Annotated in this window: 20 protein-coding genes and 1 tRNA gene; 6 read left to right on the forward strand and 15 right to left on the reverse strand. The window is 70.3% G+C overall.

Going from position 1 to position 16,781, the window contains the following annotated elements; genetic code table 11:
* Positions 1-8 precede the first annotated feature (8 nt).
* Positions 9-542 (reverse strand): FHA domain-containing protein FhaB/FipA, encoded by a 534-nt coding sequence (locus tag AC3ENX_RS11180; protein WP_434811953.1) that lies wholly within the window; start codon positions 540-542, stop codon positions 9-11.
* Positions 539-1,270, reverse strand: a complete 732-nt coding sequence (locus tag AC3ENX_RS11185; RefSeq protein ID WP_434811954.1) for an FHA domain-containing protein — start codon at positions 1,268-1,270, stop codon at positions 539-541. Before AC3ENX_RS11185 ends, AC3ENX_RS11180 begins: the two co-directional genes overlap by 4 nt.
* Before the next feature lie 145 nt (positions 1,271-1,415).
* Here AC3ENX_RS11185 and AC3ENX_RS11190 point away from each other — a divergent pair.
* Positions 1,416-1,499: transfer RNA gene (locus tag AC3ENX_RS11190), tRNA-Leu, on the forward strand.
* 81 nt (positions 1,500-1,580) lie between these two features.
* On the opposite strand, the gene AC3ENX_RS11195 is transcribed toward AC3ENX_RS11190, so the two are convergent.
* The gene (locus AC3ENX_RS11195; protein WP_434811955.1) at positions 1,581-2,504 is read right to left on the reverse strand and encodes an AraC family transcriptional regulator; all 924 of its coding nucleotides are present in this window, start codon (positions 2,502-2,504) and stop codon (positions 1,581-1,583) included.
* A gap of 155 nt (positions 2,505-2,659) precedes the next feature.
* Here AC3ENX_RS11195 and AC3ENX_RS11200 point away from each other — a divergent pair, with 155 nt between their 5' ends.
* Genes AC3ENX_RS11200 through AC3ENX_RS11210 form a run of 3 tightly spaced genes read left to right on the forward strand, consistent with a single transcriptional unit; the run spans position 2,660 to position 5,970 of the window.
* A complete protein-coding gene (locus tag AC3ENX_RS11200; RefSeq protein WP_434811956.1) occupies positions 2,660-3,952 on the forward strand; it encodes an MFS transporter in 1,293 nt (430 codons plus the stop codon).
* Between the two features lie 30 nt (positions 3,953-3,982).
* Positions 3,983-5,059, forward strand: a complete 1,077-nt coding sequence (locus AC3ENX_RS11205; protein ID WP_434811957.1) for a zinc-dependent alcohol dehydrogenase — start codon at positions 3,983-3,985, stop codon at positions 5,057-5,059.
* Entirely contained in the window at positions 5,056-5,970 is a 915-nt protein-coding gene (locus AC3ENX_RS11210; protein WP_434811958.1) for a carbohydrate kinase family protein, read from the forward strand. Before AC3ENX_RS11205 ends, AC3ENX_RS11210 begins: the two co-directional genes overlap by 4 nt.
* 11 nt (positions 5,971-5,981) lie before the next feature.
* On the opposite strand, the gene AC3ENX_RS11215 is transcribed toward AC3ENX_RS11210, so the two are convergent.
* From AC3ENX_RS11215 to AC3ENX_RS11240, 6 genes are read right to left on the reverse strand one after another with little or no spacing between them, the layout of a single operon-like run.
* Entirely contained in the window at positions 5,982-6,314 is a 333-nt protein-coding gene (locus AC3ENX_RS11215) for a CHY zinc finger protein (RefSeq protein ID WP_434811959.1), read from the reverse strand.
* Entirely contained in the window at positions 6,311-6,922 is a 612-nt protein-coding gene (locus tag AC3ENX_RS11220; protein ID WP_434811960.1) for an energy-coupling factor transporter transmembrane component T family protein, read from the reverse strand. Before AC3ENX_RS11220 ends, AC3ENX_RS11215 begins: the two co-directional genes overlap by 4 nt.
* Positions 6,916-7,596, reverse strand: coding sequence for an energy-coupling factor ABC transporter ATP-binding protein (locus AC3ENX_RS11225; RefSeq protein WP_434811961.1), 681 nt, complete (start codon positions 7,594-7,596; stop codon positions 6,916-6,918). The genes AC3ENX_RS11220 and AC3ENX_RS11225 overlap by 7 nt, the downstream gene beginning before the upstream one ends.
* Positions 7,596-8,711 (reverse strand): thiolase family protein, encoded by a 1,116-nt coding sequence (locus AC3ENX_RS11230; RefSeq protein WP_434811962.1) that lies wholly within the window; start codon positions 8,709-8,711, stop codon positions 7,596-7,598. Before AC3ENX_RS11230 ends, AC3ENX_RS11225 begins: the two co-directional genes overlap by 1 nt.
* Positions 8,701-9,792, reverse strand: coding sequence for an AMP-binding protein (locus tag AC3ENX_RS11235; RefSeq protein ID WP_434811963.1), 1,092 nt, complete (start codon positions 9,790-9,792; stop codon positions 8,701-8,703). Before AC3ENX_RS11235 ends, AC3ENX_RS11230 begins: the two co-directional genes overlap by 11 nt.
* Complete coding sequence (locus tag AC3ENX_RS11240; protein WP_434811964.1) at positions 9,789-10,406, reverse strand: biotin transporter BioY; 618 nt, start codon at positions 10,404-10,406, stop codon at positions 9,789-9,791. The genes AC3ENX_RS11235 and AC3ENX_RS11240 overlap by 4 nt, the downstream gene beginning before the upstream one ends.
* Positions 10,407-10,488: 82 nt before the next feature.
* Here AC3ENX_RS11240 and AC3ENX_RS11245 point away from each other — a divergent pair, with 82 nt between their 5' ends.
* Entirely contained in the window at positions 10,489-11,079 is a 591-nt protein-coding gene (locus tag AC3ENX_RS11245) for a TetR family transcriptional regulator (RefSeq protein ID WP_434811965.1), read from the forward strand.
* 18 nt (positions 11,080-11,097) lie between these two features.
* On the opposite strand, the gene AC3ENX_RS11250 is transcribed toward AC3ENX_RS11245, so the two are convergent.
* Both AC3ENX_RS11250 and AC3ENX_RS11255 read right to left on the reverse strand, forming a co-directional pair.
* The gene (locus tag AC3ENX_RS11250; protein WP_434811966.1) at positions 11,098-11,415 is read right to left on the reverse strand and encodes a hypothetical protein; all 318 of its coding nucleotides are present in this window, start codon (positions 11,413-11,415) and stop codon (positions 11,098-11,100) included.
* 62 nt (positions 11,416-11,477) lie between these two features.
* Positions 11,478-12,119, reverse strand: coding sequence for a GntR family transcriptional regulator (locus tag AC3ENX_RS11255; RefSeq protein WP_434811967.1), 642 nt, complete (start codon positions 12,117-12,119; stop codon positions 11,478-11,480).
* 295 nt (positions 12,120-12,414) lie between these two features.
* On the opposite strand from AC3ENX_RS11255, the gene AC3ENX_RS11260 reads away from it, so the two are divergent.
* Positions 12,415-12,621, forward strand: a complete 207-nt coding sequence (locus AC3ENX_RS11260) for a cold-shock protein (RefSeq protein ID WP_434811968.1) — start codon at positions 12,415-12,417, stop codon at positions 12,619-12,621.
* Positions 12,622-12,630: 9 nt separating this feature from the next.
* Here the strand turns inward: AC3ENX_RS11260 and AC3ENX_RS11265 are convergent, their stop codons facing one another.
* The 4 genes from AC3ENX_RS11265 to AC3ENX_RS11280 form a co-directional block, all read right to left on the reverse strand.
* Positions 12,631-13,887 (reverse strand): hypothetical protein, encoded by a 1,257-nt coding sequence (locus tag AC3ENX_RS11265; protein ID WP_434811969.1) that lies wholly within the window; start codon positions 13,885-13,887, stop codon positions 12,631-12,633.
* Entirely contained in the window at positions 13,884-14,561 is a 678-nt protein-coding gene (locus AC3ENX_RS11270; protein WP_434811970.1) for an HAD hydrolase-like protein, read from the reverse strand. Before AC3ENX_RS11270 ends, AC3ENX_RS11265 begins: the two co-directional genes overlap by 4 nt.
* A 156-nt stretch (positions 14,562-14,717) precedes the next feature.
* Complete coding sequence (gene nucS, locus AC3ENX_RS11275) at positions 14,718-15,413, reverse strand: endonuclease NucS (RefSeq protein WP_434811971.1); 696 nt, start codon at positions 15,411-15,413, stop codon at positions 14,718-14,720.
* A gap of 134 nt (positions 15,414-15,547) precedes the next feature.
* A complete protein-coding gene (locus AC3ENX_RS11280) occupies positions 15,548-16,771 on the reverse strand; it encodes an MFS transporter (protein WP_434811972.1) in 1,224 nt (407 codons plus the stop codon).
* Positions 16,772-16,781 lie beyond the last annotated feature (10 nt).

Here is a 16,781-nt window from a genome sequence, read left to right on the forward strand (position 1 = left end):
AGATCCGGTTACTTCCGCAGCTCGAAGGTCGTCGCGCCCACCTTGACCGTCGCCCCCACGATGATCGGAACCGGCGTCGAGACGCGCTGCCCGTCGTGCCAGGTGCCGTTGGTGGAGTCGAGGTCTTGGATCATCCACTGCTCGCCCCACAGCAGCAGGCGGGCGTGGTGGCTCGAGGTGTAGTCGTCGCGGATGACGAGGCCCGACTCGCTGGAGCGGCCGATCGTCAGCGGTTCACCGGTGAGGGGCAGTTCGAGTCCCGTCTTCGGTCCGCTCGTGATGACGATGCGCGACACGGCGTCGCGGGTCGCCTTCTCGGGGCCCGACGACCGCGGACGCGGTGGGGCCACCGGCGCGACGGCAGCCGTGGCATCCGAGGGTCCTGCCGTGGGCGGGGCTGCTGCGGCGGGCGCCGGTTCGGGCAGCTTTCGCACCTTCACACCGAACAGGTCGGCGCGCAGCGAGTAGACCACCGCGAACACGAAGAACCACAGCAGGACGAGGAAGCCGATCTGCAGCAGCAGGAGTGTCAGTTCGCTCACGGGCGCCCTCCCCGGTCGTAGGCGCGGGTCGCGTCGGCGGCCGAGGTGGACGGACGGGGCGGCGTGGCCTGTGCGACCACGCGGAACGTGATGTCGGTGCGTCCGATGCGGATGACCGAATCCGGCAGCAGCGGCCCTTCGCCCACCTTGCGGCCGTCGAGCTGGGTGCCGTTGGTCGATCCCAGGTCACGCACCATGGCGCGCTCGCCGTCCCACAGCACCTCGACGTGACGGCGGCTCGTGCCGGCATCCGAAATGGTGATGTCGGCGTCGCTGCCGCGCCCGATGACGGTGCGGCCCTTCGCGAGCGGATGCCGCTTGCCCTCGACCTCGACCACGCCGCGCCACGCGACATCACCGGCGGCGGTGCGCGATTCGACGCGCAACGTGCCGGTCGACAGCTGGTCATCGGAGGTGAGCGCGACCGTCACGGGGCCGGCGAAACTGAAGCCCTGATCCTTCGCGTGCTGCGCCAGGAGGCGGTGCAGTTCTTCGTCGAGCGTGGCGCCGAGCGCCAGCATCCGCTCTTCGTCGGATGGCGCAAGCCGCACGGTGAACGTATTGGGCGCGAGGATGCGGTCGCGGCTGACGACCGCGGCCTTCGCGTCGAGTTCGCTGCGCAGCGCCGAGGCGATCTCGACAGGCTGAACGCCGCTGCGGAAGGTCTTCGCGAACGCGCCATTGACGGCGCGTTCGAGTCCCTTCTCGAAGCTGTCAAGTAGTCCCACGGGGCTCCTCAGGCAGGCTGACCGGTACGGGACATGCTAGTTGCACTCACTGTGAACCTGCGGAATCGGCTGAGAAGCCGGTGATTCTGTGCACGCGTGAGCGCGTGATATCCTCGGGAAGTTGAGTCCTTGGAGACACGGGTTCGCGCGAGTGGCGGAATAGGCAGACGCGCTGGCTTCAGGTGCCAGTGCCCGAAAGGGCGTGGGGGTTCAACTCCCCCCTCGCGCACAGCGAAGAATCAGCCCCCGACCTGGGATTATCCGGGCGGGGGTTGATTCGTTTCCAGGCCGCGCTCCACCCCCGGAAGGTTCAGCCGTGTGGCGCTGCGGCTCGAACGCGATATTCACGCGGGGTCATCCCGGTCTCGATTCGGAACTGTCGGTTGAAGTTGGAGAGGTTCTCGTAGCCCACCTCGAAGCAGATATCACTCACGCGGGCGGTTGTCTCATCCAAGCGACGGCACGCTTCGATGACGCGAAGACGGCGAACCGTCTCCACGAACCCCCGCCCCGCAGTCCGCGTGAAGAATCGGGAAAGGGCTGACGGGCTCATCCCCACCAGCTCCGCTGCCGCAGTCAGCGACACCTGATCCGAGAGATTGGTCGTGATGTAGTCGAGGACCTCGTCCACCTTCCGCTGCGCGGCCGCATCGGAGCGCACCGTCGTTCGGCGGCGCCCGAGGTAGGACCGATCCCCTTCGGGTGCCCGGGCGAGGAGGGCGAGCAGGCTCAACACGTGCGCGAAGCGTTCGATGCCCCTGGTGGCCCCGACGGCATCCAGATGTGCGATGGCGCGGTCGCGCGTTCGACCCGTGTACGTCATCCCGCGCGCGGCGGCCACGAAGAGACTGACCGCTTCTTGCGCTTCCGGCGCGACTGCCGCGAGCGCCTGGATGCGGTCCGGGTGCAGTTGCAGCACCGTGTCGCGCGTCGCGATCACCTCGCCTTCCACCAGATCCGATATCCAGTTGTGCGGCACATGAGAGCCGACCAGGACGAAGTGGCCCGGATCGAAGCGGCCGACATAGTCGCCCACGAACGCGATGCCGCTGCTGGCGCGGATGTGATGCACCTCGACCTCAGGGTGGGTGTGCCACCTGGCCAATGGATGTGGAAAGTCGTGCTGGTGCCAGCGCACCATGCTGTCCACGTCCGGGATGACGACCTCGGGTGCGGGTGGTCGCCGTTGAAACGGTGATGCCGACGCACCCTCCTCCGATACCGGTGAATCCATGTGCACGAGCGTCCTCTTCGCGGAACCAGATGTCAATTTCGTATCAGAACACCCGGTTCCAGTGCTCTAGAGCGTGTCCAGCGTGCAACGGAATATGGATGACGCACGACCCGCTCGGCGCACTGACACTGCGCCCATCACAATGAGGTGACCACATGTCCTCACGATGGCCACTGAGCCTCACGCTCGGATACGCCGCAATCGCACTGTTCATGACCGGCGACGGGTTCGAGCTGACGTTCCTGTCCGTTCACCTCGTCGGGCTCGGCTACAGCCCGGTGGACGCCGCGCTCACCTTCAGCGTCTACGGATTCATCGCGGCCATTGCCGCGTGGAGCTCCGGCGTGATCTCGGAGATGTTCGGGGCCAGGCGCATCATGATCATCGGAGGGACGAGCTGGCTCGTGCTGCAGGCGGTGTTCCTCGGATTCGTCATCGACGCCGGCAGCCTGCCGCTCATCCTCCTCGTCTATGGCATTCGCGCCGCTGCGTACCCGCTGTTCATCTACTCGTTCGTCGTGCTCATCGCCCAGACGGTGGACAAGAGTCGCCTTGCGACCGCGATGGGTTGGTACTGGGCGGCCTACTCCCTCGGCATCGGCGTGCTCGGCACATACCTGCCCAGCTGGATCATTCCGGTCGTCGGTGAGCGAGCAACCCTCTGGATGGCGCTTCCCTGGGTGGCTGCGGGCGTGCTGTTCTGCCTCTGGAGCGACCGCTCGGGTCGGAGCGCAGGGGTGTCCGTCGCTGCTCCGGAGACGCTGAGCCGCGGTGACCGCTGGCGCGAACTCGCGCGCGGCGCGACGATCCTCGTCGAGAACCGCCAGATCCTCGTCATCGCGCTGGTCAGGGTCATCTGCAATCTGACGCTCTTCGGATTCCCCGTCGTGATGCCGCTCTACCTCACCACCGACAGCTACGACGCGGTCGGTTCCTTCTCCCTCGCCCAGTGGATGCAGCTGTGGGGTCTCATGTTCGCCGTCACCCTCGTCACCAACGTCGTGTGGGGACGCATCGGCGACAAAGCGGGGTGGATGCGGCAGATGCGCTGGTTCGGATGCATCGGCTGCGCGGTGGCGACACTCGCCTTCTACTATGTGCCGCAATGGTTCGGCCCCGACATGATCATGATGTCGGCGGCCGCCGTGCTCCTCGGCATCACCGTCTCCGCGTTCGTCCCGATGGGCGCCGTCTTCCCGTCCCTGGCACCTGAGCACACCGGAGCGGCCATCTCGGCGCACAACCTGGCGGCCGGTGTCTGCACATTCCTCGGGCCGGCCATCGCCGCGCTCTTGCTGCCGACTCTCGGCATCGGGGGCGTGTGCTGGGCCTTCGCCGTCCTCTACGTCATCGGCGCCGGCCTCACCTACTTCGTTCGACCCCCACAGCCCGGCTTCGACGAGCGGGGCCACCGCATCCCCGCTCGCACCGAAGTTCTCGCAGCCTGACCGCACCGACCTGAATCAGGAACCATCGCCATGTCTGACGCACTCACCCGCACCCCCGCATCCGATCTCCCCACGGGCACCTTCCGCCGCGCGGTGTCGATCCCGCTCGATGGCGTGCACCTCGAGGATGCCGCCACCCTCATCCCGAAGCCGGATGAAGTGCTGGTGCACTCCAGCGTCGTCGGCATCTGCGGGTCCGACACCCACGCGCTGGCAGGCGCTCACCCGTTCCTCACCAGCGCCTACGTTCCCGGCCACGAGGCCGTCGGCGTCGTCGCCGGGTGGGGGGAGAACGTCGACGGGTTCACCGTGGGTCAACGCGTCATCCTGAAGCCGAACGTCAGCTGCGGAAGCTGCGTGAACTGCCTCACGAATCGGTCGAACGCGTGTGAACAGCTGACGTGGATCGGCTGCGATCCCTCGCAGCAGTGGTCCGGCGCCATGGCGACCGAGTTCGTCGCACCCGCGCGCAATCTCTTCGCCGTCCCGGAAGGGGTCGATGACCGCACCGCTGTGCTCGTCGAGTGCCTCGCCACTCCGGTCCACGCAGCACGCATCGCCGGCGACCTGCGTGGCGCGCACGTGGTCGTCCTCGGAGCGGGCACCATCGGGGTGCTGTGCGTCGTCGCTGCACTGCACGCGGGCGCGGCATCCGTCGTCGTCACCGACATGGACACCGGCAAGCTCGAACGTGCGCGACGCGTCGGAGCACGCGGGGCCGTGCTCGCCTCAGCCCCCGACGTCAACGAGCAGGTTCTCAACGCATTGGGCAGTCCGACGGCGGACGTCGTGCTGGATTGCGTCGCGAACGAACGCTCCTTCGCGCAGTCCATCGCGCTCCTGCGTCGGGCGGGCACGCTGGTCGTGGTCGGCGTTCCTCCTCGCGACGCGTCCCTGCCGATGCCGCTCATCCAGGACTGGGAGATCCGCGTCCAAGGCTGCGCCGCGTACACCGAGGCGGACGTGCGCACCGCCATCGACATCGCAGCCGACGGTGGTCTGCCCACGGATGAGATCATCTCCCAGGTCTTCGGTCTCGAAGCCGTCGCGGATGCATTCGCCGCCGCGACGAACGACAGCTCCGGAAAGGTCCTCATCGTTCCATGAGCATCGTCGTCATCGGAGAAGCCCTCGTGGACATCGTCGAACAACCGGGGAGGAAGCCGTCCACGACCCCTGGCGGATCGCCCCTCAACGTTGCCGTCGGGCTCGGCCGACTCGGCCACGCCGTCGAGCTCCATGCGGGCGTCGCGGACGACCCGAACGGCGCCGTGATCCTCAACCACCTCGACGCGTCCGGAGTCAGCCTGCGCAATGACATGCCGCCGGTGCGGTCGGCGTCGGCGGTCGCGACCATCCAGGACGACGGGTCCGCGCGATACGAATTCGACGTCGACTGGCAGGTCGCGTCCGTCGAGGTGTCTCCGGCCACGAGATTCGTTCATACGGGCTCGCTCGGTGCGGCGCTTCCACCTGGCGATGCCACCGCTCTCGAAGCCATGCGTGCCTCCCGCGCCCATGCCATCACCACATTCGATCCGAATGTGCGGCCCGCGCTGATGCGTCCGCATGCGCAGCAGCTGCCGGTGACCGAGATGTTCTTCAGCGCGGCCGACGTCGTGAAACTCAGCGACGAGGACGCCGCCTGGCTCTACCCGGGCTGGGCCCTCGACCGCGTGGCTGACCGCCTCCTCGCGCTCGGGGCCGCGGTTGTGGCGGTCACCCGAGGAGCAGACGGTGCGCTGGTGTGCACCGGTGCGCATCGCATCGCGCTCGCCACACAGGTGCCGGGCGTCGTGGACACCATCGGTGCGGGTGATTCGTTCATGGCGGGAATGATCCACGCGCTGAGCGAGATCTTCGAGGACGTGGAGCTGCCGGTCGTCGACCGGGGCCAGATGCTCGACCTGCAGGCGCTTTCGCGGGTGGGATCGTTCGCGCAGTCCTGCGCTGCGGTGACCGTCTCGCGGCGTGGCGCAGACCTCCCCTGGGCAACGGAGCTGCTCGTCAGTCGTTGAGCTTGCCGGCCTCAGCCCCGCAGCGCCGGATCGAAGTACAGCTCCCAGTGCAGTTTGCAGCCGGGGTTGAAGGCGCCGTCGCACGCGGGGCACGCGCTCGCCGTTGCGTAGGCGTCGATCGTCAGCAGGTGTCCGCAGACGCCGCAGAGCACGGCGGGGTGACCACCGGCATCCGCGCCCCACGGCCGTGCCGCATGGTCGGCCGTCTCGTCGTGGCACCGGTGGCACGGGTAGAAGGCGCGACAGCAGGCGAACTCGATCGCGATGATGTCGAGCGGCGTCGCGTAGTGGATGCAGCGGGTCTGCGCGTCGACGACCGGGCCGCGCACGACCGGACGCATCATCGCACGCCCCGAGCGGTGAGTGCATCGCCCAGCTGGTCGGCGTGCGAGAGCGCGACCACCAGGAACGGCACTGCGAAGGTACGCAGATTCGGCCGCGCACCCCGCGCCCGCTGCGCCTCCTGCACGTCGCGGGCGGCGCGGGCGAGCGCCGGAATCGTGCTGAGCGTCACCATCAGCAGCAGCGCGATGCGTTCCGGATCGACGCCCACCTTCCGCAGCGGTGACAGGCCACGTTCGTAGACCGCGAGCAGGTCGCTCGCCCGTGTCGTCAGCACCAGCAGTCCGGCGAGGGCGAGGGATGCCGTGACCCTGGCAGTGTTCGCGACGGCCGGCTCGACGCCCGTGAAGATGAGCTGGCTGACGAGTGTGAACGCGATGATCCACCACATCGCCCGCACCTGTCGGCCGAGTTCGCGCATGCCGCAGAGCCCGTCGCGCAACTGCGCGAGGGCGTAGCCGGCCACCGTGACGCCCACGGCGACGCCGGCGGACCACCACTGCGACGGCAGCAGCAGGATGCCGATGGCGAGCAAAAGCAGCAGCACCGTCTTCACACCCGCAGACATGCGGTGCAGGCGCCCCTGACCTGGGCGGTACGCGGTCAGCACGCGAGTTCCCGCTCGTAGCGGGCGATGACGGCATCCGCGGGTCCCACCTCGACCACGCCGCCGTCCGCGAACAGGACCGCGGCGTCGCAGCCGGCCGCGAGGGCGAGGTCGTGGGTGACGAGCACGAGGCGGTGCCCGTCGGGGGCGAACAGGTGGTCGGCGACGGCGCGGGCGTTGCGCGCATCGAGGTACGCGGTCGGCTCGTCGGCGATCACCAGATCGGGGTCTCGCACGAACGCGCCGCACAGTGCGAGCAACTGCTTCTGACCGCTCGAGAGCTCGTGCGCCGACGCATCCGCGAGCTCGGCGAGCCCGAACCGGGCCAAGGCCTCCCCGGCACGCGCCGCCTGCTCCTGCTTCGACAGGCCCTCGCCACGCAGCGAGAACGCGACGTCTTCGACCACGGTCGGCATGATGATCTGCGTGTCGGGGTTGCTGAAGACCAGCGCGGTCCGCTTGCGCAGCGCGCCCGACCGGCCACGCGGCTCGACCCCGAGCACCCGCACGGTGCCGGTCGTGGGCCGCACGAGCCCGCCGACCACGCGCGCGAAGCTCGACTTGCCCGACCCGTTGTCGCCGATCACCGCGAGCGTGCGCACATCGACGTCGAGGGTCACGTCGCGCAGCACCGTCGTCTCGCCCACCGTGAGCCCGACCCGATCGAGGTGCAGCATCAGCGCACCACCTCGACGAGCGCGGCGACACCCATGCCGCCCCCGATGGATGCCGCGGCCACACCGAGCGTGCCGGGCACTGCCGGTGTGCACACCAGCCGGCTGAACAGGCGCACCACCGAGATCGCGCCGCTCGCGCCCCACGGGTGTCCGAGGGCGAGCGCGCCACCGTCGGCGCACACGCGCGGGTCGTCGTCGGCGAGGGCGAGCCGGTCGAGGACGGCGAGGGTTTGCGCCGCGAAGGCTTCGACGATCTCGAACGCGGCGATGTCGGCGACCGTGAGCCCGTGGCGGTCGAGCAGGGTGCGGACGGCGGCGGCGGCGCCGACACCGGGCAGCGCAGGGTCGCAGCCGACGATCGCACCGCCGCGGACGGCGAGGCCCGGCGCGGCACCGGCCGGCGCGACCACGACGGCAGCGGCCCCGTCGCTGATGCGGGTCGCCGTACCCGCCGTCACCGTGCCGCCCGCAAACAGTGGACGCAGCCGCGGCAGCAGCGGTGCGGCGTGACCGATCGAATCGTCGTGGTCGAGGCCCGCGATCGGCACGAGTTCTGCGTCGAAGCGACCGGCATCGCGGGCCGCAATCGCGCGCGCATGGCTGCGAGCGGCGTACGCGTCCTGCCGTTCGCGCGAGATGCCGTCGTGCCGGGCCAGGTCGTCGGCCGCGCGCGGCATGTCGGGATCGGCGAACCCGAGCGGTGCAAACGGCGCCCGGTCGTACGCGACACCGTCGAATGCGCGCACGGGAGCCGTCGAAGGGCTCTCGGCGCCGCCCGCGACCCGGACGCCGGGGTCGACGCGGGCTGCGGTCACGGCATCCAGCACCGCGGCCAGTCCGCTGCCGCACTGCCGGTCGACCGTGCCACCCGGCACGTCGTGTCCGAGGCCGGCCGCCAGCGCGGTGACCCGGCCGGGGTTGCCGCCGGGGCCCATGCAGTTGCCCCACACGACATCGACGACCGCAGGCGCCTGACCCGTGACCGCGGCGGCGTCGGCGAGCGCCGAAGTGATGGCGGCCGCGCCGAGCCGGTCGAGTGTGACGCCCGACAGTCCGCGGCCGCGCGTGCCGATGGGCGTGCGCCGCGCGGCGATGATCACCGGGTCAGCGGGCATGGCGCACCGCCGTTCCGTCGTCGACCGCACGGATCGCCGCCGCGCGCGCGGGCTTGCCCGACGCTGTGCGCGGCAGCGCACCCGAAAACCACAGGCGCGGACGGTGCGCAGGCGCGAGCAGCTGCGCCGCGGCGGCGGCCAGGTTCGCGACCGGCTCGCCGTCGAACTCGACGAACGCGGCCAGCAAGGCGCCGATCCGGGGATGGGGCCTCGCGAACACGATCGCATCACGCACACCAGGGATCGTACGCAAGGCCTCTTCGACCTCATCGGGCATGATCGTCGCCGATGCGCTCAAGATGGCGCCGTCGGTGCGGCCGTGCAGGTGCAGGCGCCCGTCGACGAGCTCGCCTCGGTCGCCGACCGTCGCCCACGCCCCGTCGCGCCGGAGCGGCCCCGCGGCACCGGCGTACCCGTCGGCGACGAACGGCGACCGCACCCACACCACCCCGTCGCGGATCTCGAGGTCGACACCCGGAAACGGCACGAGTCCGTCGCCGCGATCGACCGCGACGAACGACAGTTCTGCTGCCCCGTAGTACGCGACAAGGCGGATGCCGGCCGCTTCCGCCCGCTCCCTCAGCATGGCGTCGAGGCGGGACCCGCCGATGAGCGCCGTGCGCAGGCGCGGCGGTACGCCACGGTCGAGTACCTCACGCAGCGCGTTCGGGGTGCCGTGCAGGCAGGTGACCTCGGCATCCGGCTCACCGGCGAGCACCGGCCGCGGCCCGCCGCCGAGCGCGTGGGCGAGGGAGAAGAGCGTGAGCGATGCGGCGGGCGGGGCCGGCAGCAGCACGGCGTCGTCGGCACCGGCATCCAGCAGCTCGGCGACGGTGTCGAACGATTCCGCCCACGAGGCCTCGCTGCGCAGCACGATGCGCGGATGCGCACTGCTGCCCGACGTGAGCGCCGCCCACGCCGCCATGCTGCCCGCCGGCACCTGCGAGACCGCGGCGACGGCGTTTCGCCACTGGTCCTCGGGCCACCGTGGATCGCCCACCAGCGGCGCATCGCCCGCGGCACGGATGCCGGCGATGCGCTCGACGAGGCGGTCGGTGTCGCCGCGGACGGGGACGATCACACGCGGACCGGGTCGCGCTCTTCGGTCTCGGCGGCGTCGGCGATCGTCTCGCGTCGGAACGCGCGCGGGTACGCGCGGACGAGCGTCAGCACGACGACCGACGCGATGACCGCCTTGATGAGGTCGCCGGGCAGAAAGACGAGGCTCGACAGCGCGGTCTCGCCGAGCGGCAGGCGCATGACGAGGCTCTGCACCGGAATGCCGAAGAGGTAGATGACGAGGATGCCGCCGGTGAGCACGCCCACGACGGTGCGGACGGGCGTGGGGATGCGGCCGCGGTGGCGCACGATCAGGCCGATGACGATGACACCGGCGAGCCAACCAGCGAGGTAGCCGGCGGTCGGGCCGACGAAGACGCCGATGCCGCCCCGTCCCCCGGCCAGCAGCGGCAGACCCGCCGCCACGAGCGCCAGCACGACGGCGACCGATGCTGCGCCGAGCCACGGCCCGAGGATCGCCCCGGCGAGCATCACGCCGAGTGTCTGCGCGGTGATGGGCACTGCCCCGAAGACCGTGAAGGCTCCGAGCAGGCCGAGCACGGCGATGAGGGCGGCGAACACGGCGACACGGGCGATGGCGGTCGCATCGAGCCCGCGGGTGGAGGTGGTGGGCATGGCGGCACTCCTACAGTGATGGCTGGTGGCGAGAGATGACTTGAACGGTGTTCACCTAAACGGCGTTCAATAGACTAGCGGCATGACGCGAGAAGCTGGCACCCGCGGCCACACCCGAGACGACGTCGCTCGGGCGGCGATGCGCATTCTCGATGCATACGGGCTGCCCGACTTCACGATGCGACGACTCGCGACCGAACTCGGCGTGCAGGCCGGCGCCCTGTACTGGCACTTTCCCAACAAGCAGAGCCTGCTGGCCGAACTGTCCGACCGCATCGTCGCGCAGACGGCGCCCGTCCCCGCCGAGCAGTCGTGGCCGGCGCGGCTTCGCGGGGAGGCGAGTGCACTGCGCTCGGCCCTGCTCGCACACCGCGACGGCGCCGAAGTCGTCTCGAGCTCGATGGCGCTGGGCCTCGGATCATCGACCGCGCACGACCGGTTCGTCGAGGTGATCGCAGCCGGTTCCCCGGCATCCGAGGCCGTGCGACCGGCCGCAACCGCGATGCTGCTGTTCGTGCTCGGGCACGTGCAGTACGAGCAACAGCTGCTCGCCTACGACCGCATCGGCCTGAGCGCAACGAGTGGCACGGATGCCGGTGCCCGCGACCTGCACGCAGACTTCGACTTCGGCATCGGACTGCTCGTCGACGGGCTGCAGGCCCGCGCCGCCTGAGCGTACTTCCCTCGGCCGTCACGGAGCGGCTTCGACGGGTGAGACCGCTGACGACCACACCCACGTGCGGAACTCCTTCGCGCCGACCCGGAACCGGATCGCCACCGCCCGGGCGGTCCACATGCATGCTTCGGCGTCGACTTCGATCGGCACGCCGCCGAACCGCACCCACGCGCGCACCGGCGCCGGCTGCGGATCGGTCGTCACCGCAAGGCGATCCAGCTGCAGTTCGGCCGCGAGCAGCGTCTCGAGCGGACCCGACGCGGCCGTGCGCTCGAGGATGCGGTCATCCATGCGTCCGTTGAGTTGGCGCGCATACCGGCGGTTGGTGCCCACGGGTCCGGGTGTCTCCTCTCCCCGGCCGAAGCGATCATGCCAGGGACGGCCGACACCGGAGCTCAGACGAGCGCGTGCAGGTAGCGCAGAGTCGCTTCGGCGGTGTCGCCGTCGCGCGCGGCGATCGCCTCGCGCAGGCGCACATACCCCTCCGTGCGCAGCAGCGGGTCGCGCATGAACGGGTCCCAGCCGTGCAGGTTGCGGGCGATCGCGTGCTGCGCTTCGCGGATGACGCCGAGGAACAGGCGGTTGTGCGTGGCCCGCGTGATCTCCATGAACATCAACGTCGAGGTCTCGAACAACACGACTCCGTCGCCGGTCTTCGACGCTTCGATCACCCGGTCGCAGGCTTCGAGGATGCCGGCCACTTCGGCATCCGTCCCGTGTGCCAGTGCGAGGCGCAGCGCATTGCCCATGAAGTACGCCGTGAACTCGGCCGTGTGTTGGCGCAGTTCGTCGTCGGGCGTCGACACTCGCGTGTAGCGGCCGACCGCGATCTCGACCAGTCCGATGCGCTCGAGCCGCTGCAGCGCCTCGCGCACCGGTGTGCGCGAAACGCCGAGCTCTGCGGCCAGATCGACGTCGCGCATGCGCTGCCCTGCGGCCAAGCGCCCCGTCAGGATTGCGGTGGCGATGCTCTCGTAGACCTGGTCGCCGAGGATGCCGCCGCGCGACAGGTCGAGCGGCTCGAGGGCGGCTGTCATAGAGGACGATTCTATGTCGCCGAGAGGCCGCTGGGAGTGATCCATTCGATACCGTCACCGGACTGATATATCGCTAGAGTGAGGCTGTCACGCTTCGCGTGGCTTATCCGGGGGGATCCGTCGACGCCCGGGCTGTTACGCGCTCTGCGTCAGGCCCGGGCGTCGAATGGGGGCGTCCTCCCCGTGCAACGTTTGTGTCACCATCGGTCGGCGCACGCGACACCCGCGCGCGCCTGCCGTAGCGTGATCCCCGTCGGCGCATCGGCGCCGGCTTCGCAATACAGGTAAGGCAGTCATGGCAACCAGCGGTACCGTCAAGTGGTTCAACTCGGAGAAGGGTTTCGGGTTCATCGCCCCGGATGAGGGCGGCGCCGACGTCTTCGCCCACTACTCGGCAATCGATTCGACCGGCTACCGGTCGCTCGAAGAGAACCAGCGCGTCGAGTTCGAGATCGTCCAGGGCCCGAAGGGCCTGCAGGCGGAGAACATTCGTCCCGTCTGACCCGTCGGGTCACCGCCGCCCGGGTCGGTCGCGATCGTAATCGGCCAGGGCGGCGGCATCCTCGGCGTGCCGTGCGGCACGCCGAGCGGCGTCGAGCGCCTCGACGGGATCCTGCGTGCCGCGAGCGGCCGCGAGTTCCCGTTGCGCCGACGTCAATCTGACGCGTGCATCCGCGCCCGCGCGTGACGCCCTCGGCTCCGCGTGCGCGATCGCGGCCCGCGCCGTCGCCAGCGCGCCGGGCAGTGCCGAGCGCGCGCCCCGCAGTCGCTGCTGTGCCGTGCGCGCATCGCCGAGGGCCAGGTCGAGCCGGTCGCGCAGCCGCGCCAGTTCATCCACCGTCGCCGTTGGTCGGCGTGGCGCCGAGGCCTCCAATGCCGCCAGGCGCTCCGAGATCGTGCGAAGCTCGCCGCCCAGCCGCTCCGCGTCGGCGGGTTCGAGGCCCTCACGGATCGTGAGCGCCTGACGCACCGCGACACGCGCCGCTTCGAGCTCTTCACCGACCGCAGCGCCCGCATCTGTCACGAGGCGATACGTCTCGTCGAGCCGACGCGCAGCCTCGCGAGCGCGGCGCACCTCGCGTTCTGCGGCGGCGAGCACCGGCACGGCCGTGCGCGTCGGATCGGCTGCCCGCTCCGACGCCTCCGCCAGCAGCTGGTCCGCGGCATCCAGTGCCTCGATCGCCGTCGTCGAGGCGGCGGCACCGCGCTCCCACTCGACCGCGTCGTAACGCTGCGACAGTTCGGCAATGAGCGCCGACGGATCGCCCATCTCGACGCGGAGTGCCGCGAGGCGCGTGCGCGCGGCATCCACCTGCTCTGCGGCCGAGACGTGCTGCTGCACCCAGTCGGCATGCTCGGTGCGGGCACGCGCCACAGCGGCGGTCGCCGCCTCGGCGCGAGTGCGAATTCGCTGCGCAGCGATGGCGCGCTGGGCAGGCGTGGGCGCATCGTCGAGGTCGCGGTACTGCGAGAACGCATCGTCGCGGGCGTGCTGCGCCGTCATGCGCGCGCGGCGCAGGGCGGGGGATGCCGCACCCTCATACAGCGCACCCGACAGACCGACCTCGAGATCGAGTTCGCCGACCGCATCATCGAGGCGCACCAGCGCGATGCCGGCCTGCGCACGCTCCGCGTCCGCGGCGGCGACCGCCTTGGGCGATCGTCGAGCCCGCCGGGCGAACCACACGCCGGCCGCCACGAGCGCGGCCGCGACACCGAAGACGACCAGCGCCGGGAACACCCAGCCCCACACCTCGCCGGCGGTCACGCCTCGTCCTGCACGAGCAGCAACGCGCGCAGCCCGTCGATGTCGTCGACGACCGCCTGTGCCCCCTCGGACTCGTGCGGCCAGCTGAAACCCCACCGCACGAAAATGACCGGTACACCCTGCTCACGGCCGCCGTCGATGTCGTGGTGGCGGTCGCCGATGAGCACGGGACGTGAGGTGTCCACACCCGAAGCCCGCAACTGGCGCAGCGATTCACCCACGATCGCAGCCTTCGACGCGAGCGTCTTCTCGTCGGCCGTGGCACCGACGATCGCCCGCAGGTGCGGGGCGAGGTCGAAGTGGTCCATGAGGGCGGTGACCTGCACCTCGGGCTTCGAGCTCGCGGTCGCCTGCGGGATGCCTGCGGCATCCAGATCGGCGATCAACTGTGCGACGCCCGGGTAGAGCTTCGCGCCCGTCGTGTACCCGTCGGCCTTGCCGATCGTGCGGTAGTGCTTGACCGCGTCGGCCGCCTGCTCGGGGCTCATGCCGACGTTCTTCTGGAACGACTCATACATCGGCGGGCCGATCCAGTGCACGAGCTCGGCACGCGTCGGCGCCGGCAACCCGTAGTCGGCGAGGCAGCGCGTCAAGCGCCCGAGGATGCCGTCGGATGCGTCGACGATCGTGCCGTCGACGTCCCAGAGGATGCAGGTCCAGGGGGAGCGCGCCATGGCATCCAGCCTACCGACGGGCGGGATGGGCGCCGGTGGTGTCTCGGCGCGCGCAACTCCTGGGATTCCAGCTCTTTCAGCGCGCACGGGGCCTGGATCCGGTCGCCCGGCGGCGAAAGTCAGGAGTTGCGGCCGTCGGCGCGGTGACACGTGAGGTCAAAACAGGCGGGGGACGCCGGACTCGATGCCCTTCATGCCCTCATAGTCGAGGGTGACGCAGCGGATGCCGCGGTCGGTCGCGAGCACGCGGGCCTGCGGCTTGATCTCCTGCGCCGCGAACACCCCGGTCACGGGTGCCAGGTGCGGGTCGCGGCCGAGCAGTTCGAGGTAGCGGGTGAGCTGCTCGACCCCGTCGATGTCGCCCCGGCGCTTGACCTCGACGGCGATCGTGCCGCCCTCGGGATTGCGCAGCAGCAGGTCGACCGGGCCGATCGCGGTCGGGTACTCGCGGCGGACGAGCTGCAGATCGTCGCCGATGACGTCGACCTGTTCGGCGAGCAGGCGCTGCAGGTCGGCTTCGACGCCGTCCTTCTGCAGGCCGGGGTCGATGCCGAGTTCGTGGGTCGAATCGTGCAGCACCTCGTAGATGCGCACGAGCAGCGCGTCACCGGTCTTCGCGTGCGTCACGCGCCAGTGCTCTGCGACGCCGGCCGAAGCGGACTCGGCATCCGGTTCTTCGACCGTGAGCGTGCACGGCGGGCTCATCCAGTTGAGCGGCTTGTAGGAGCCGCCGTCGGAGTGCACGAGCAGCGACCCGTCGCCCTTGTGCACCAGCAGCCGGGTCGCCAGCGGCAGGTGCGCGTTGAGGCGACCGGTGTAATCGACGGAGCAGCGGGCGATGACGAGACGCACCCGACGAGCCTACGCCGCTGCCCACCGTGCCGGGTGCATCGGATTCGGATGGAACCACCGGATTCGGATGCCGGGGGCGGTTTGATCCGAATCCGGTGCAATTCTCCGAATCTGGTGACGGCAGCCGGCCGCGGTCAGTGGTGGCCGGCGCCGACCTTCGAGCCGGCGAGGGGCTTGGCGGCGCCCGAGGCCAGACCGCTCATGACGATGAGTCCGACGATGATCCACAGGGTCGACAGGATGCCGATCTGCTCGCTGATCCAGCCGAGGACGGGCGGCCCGCACAGGAACGCGAGGTAGCCGATGGTGGCCGCGGCCGACACGGATGCGGCCGCCTTCGCCGGGTCGTCGGCGGCGGCCGACATGCCCAGCGGAAAACCGAGCGAGGCTCCGGCTCCCCACAGCGCGATGCCCATGAAGGCGACCGGCATCGACGGCGCGAGGATGAACAGCACGAGGCCCACCGCGGCGGTCACCGCGAGCACGCGCAGCGCCCACACGCGGCCGATCCGGTCGACGATCGGACCGCCGAGGATGCGGAAGAGCGTCATGGCGACCGAGAACACGGTCAGCGCGATTGCGCCGGTCGCCTCGGTCTCGTCGTGCCCGTCGACGACGGCGATCGTGAGCCAGTCGTTCGCGCTGCCCTCGGCGAACGCCATGCCGAGCATGATCGCGCCGATCGCGTAGGTGCGGGGGTCGCGCCAGACGGCGAGCAGCTCTCGCATCCGCTCCCTGCGCGTGGGGCCAGTCGCTTCGTCGTCGTGCACGATGTCGCGGGACGGCACGTACACGAGCGCGACGAACCCGGCCGCGAGCACGAGCACGCCCGCGCCCCACAGGTGCCACGCGACGCCGACCTGCCAGCCGGCCATCGCGATGCCGATGCCGGCGCCGGCGACGGTGCCGAGGCTGAAGAAGGCGTGGAACAGCGGCATGAGCGTCTTGCCGAAGGACTGCTCGACGGCGGCCGCTTCGACGTTCATCATCACGTCGGTCGAGGCCATGCCGAGCCCCATGAGCGCGAGGCCCACCGCGGCGACCGTGAACGACTGCGCGAACTGCACGCCGTATCCGGTGACGATGACGCCGAGCCCGAAGGCGAGGATCGTGCCGATCATGCCCCGGCGGGCGCCCCACCGTGCGACGACGACGTTCGCGATCGACAGACCGAGGATGGATGCCGCGCCCGAGACGAACAGCAGCACCCCGATGCCGACGTCGTCGATGCCCAGCGCCGTCTTGACCGCCGGCAGCCGCGACGCCCACGACGCGAAGCCGAGGCCGGTCGCGAAGAAGATCGTGAAGATCGCGGCACGCCACGCGACGAGTTGCGAGCGGGTGAGGGCGGTGTCCACCAGGTCATCG

It is taken from the genome of Microbacterium sp. bgisy189, assembly GCF_057707225.1.

Excerpts from the sequence above, each read along its gene's own strand:
- AC3ENX_RS11255 (WP_434811967.1), bottom strand. The coding sequence starts at position 12,119 with ATGACAGCCGCCCTCGAGCCGCTCGACCTGTCGCGCGGCGGCATCCTC.
- AC3ENX_RS11210 (WP_434811958.1), top strand. The coding sequence starts at position 5,056 with ATGAGCATCGTCGTCATCGGAGAAGCCCTCGTGGACATCGTCGAACAA.
- AC3ENX_RS11195 (WP_434811955.1), bottom strand. The coding sequence starts at position 2,504 with ATGGATTCACCGGTATCGGAGGAGGGTGCGTCGGCATCACCGTTTCAA.
- AC3ENX_RS11215 (WP_434811959.1), bottom strand. The coding sequence starts at position 6,314 with ATGATGCGTCCGGTCGTGCGCGGCCCGGTCGTCGACGCGCAGACCCGC.
- AC3ENX_RS11270 (WP_434811970.1), bottom strand. The coding sequence starts at position 14,561 with ATGGCGCGCTCCCCCTGGACCTGCATCCTCTGGGACGTCGACGGCACG.
- AC3ENX_RS11245 (WP_434811965.1), top strand. The coding sequence starts at position 10,489 with ATGACGCGAGAAGCTGGCACCCGCGGCCACACCCGAGACGACGTCGCT.
- AC3ENX_RS11260 (WP_434811968.1), top strand. The coding sequence starts at position 12,415 with ATGGCAACCAGCGGTACCGTCAAGTGGTTCAACTCGGAGAAGGGTTTC.
- AC3ENX_RS11240 (WP_434811964.1), bottom strand. The coding sequence starts at position 10,406 with ATGCCCACCACCTCCACCCGCGGGCTCGATGCGACCGCCATCGCCCGT.
- AC3ENX_RS11230 (WP_434811962.1), bottom strand. The coding sequence starts at position 8,711 with ATGCCCGCTGACCCGGTGATCATCGCCGCGCGGCGCACGCCCATCGGC.
- AC3ENX_RS11200 (WP_434811956.1), top strand. The coding sequence starts at position 2,660 with ATGTCCTCACGATGGCCACTGAGCCTCACGCTCGGATACGCCGCAATC.
- AC3ENX_RS11225 (WP_434811961.1), bottom strand. The coding sequence starts at position 7,596 with ATGCTGCACCTCGATCGGGTCGGGCTCACGGTGGGCGAGACGACGGTG.
- AC3ENX_RS11205 (WP_434811957.1), top strand. The coding sequence starts at position 3,983 with ATGTCTGACGCACTCACCCGCACCCCCGCATCCGATCTCCCCACGGGC.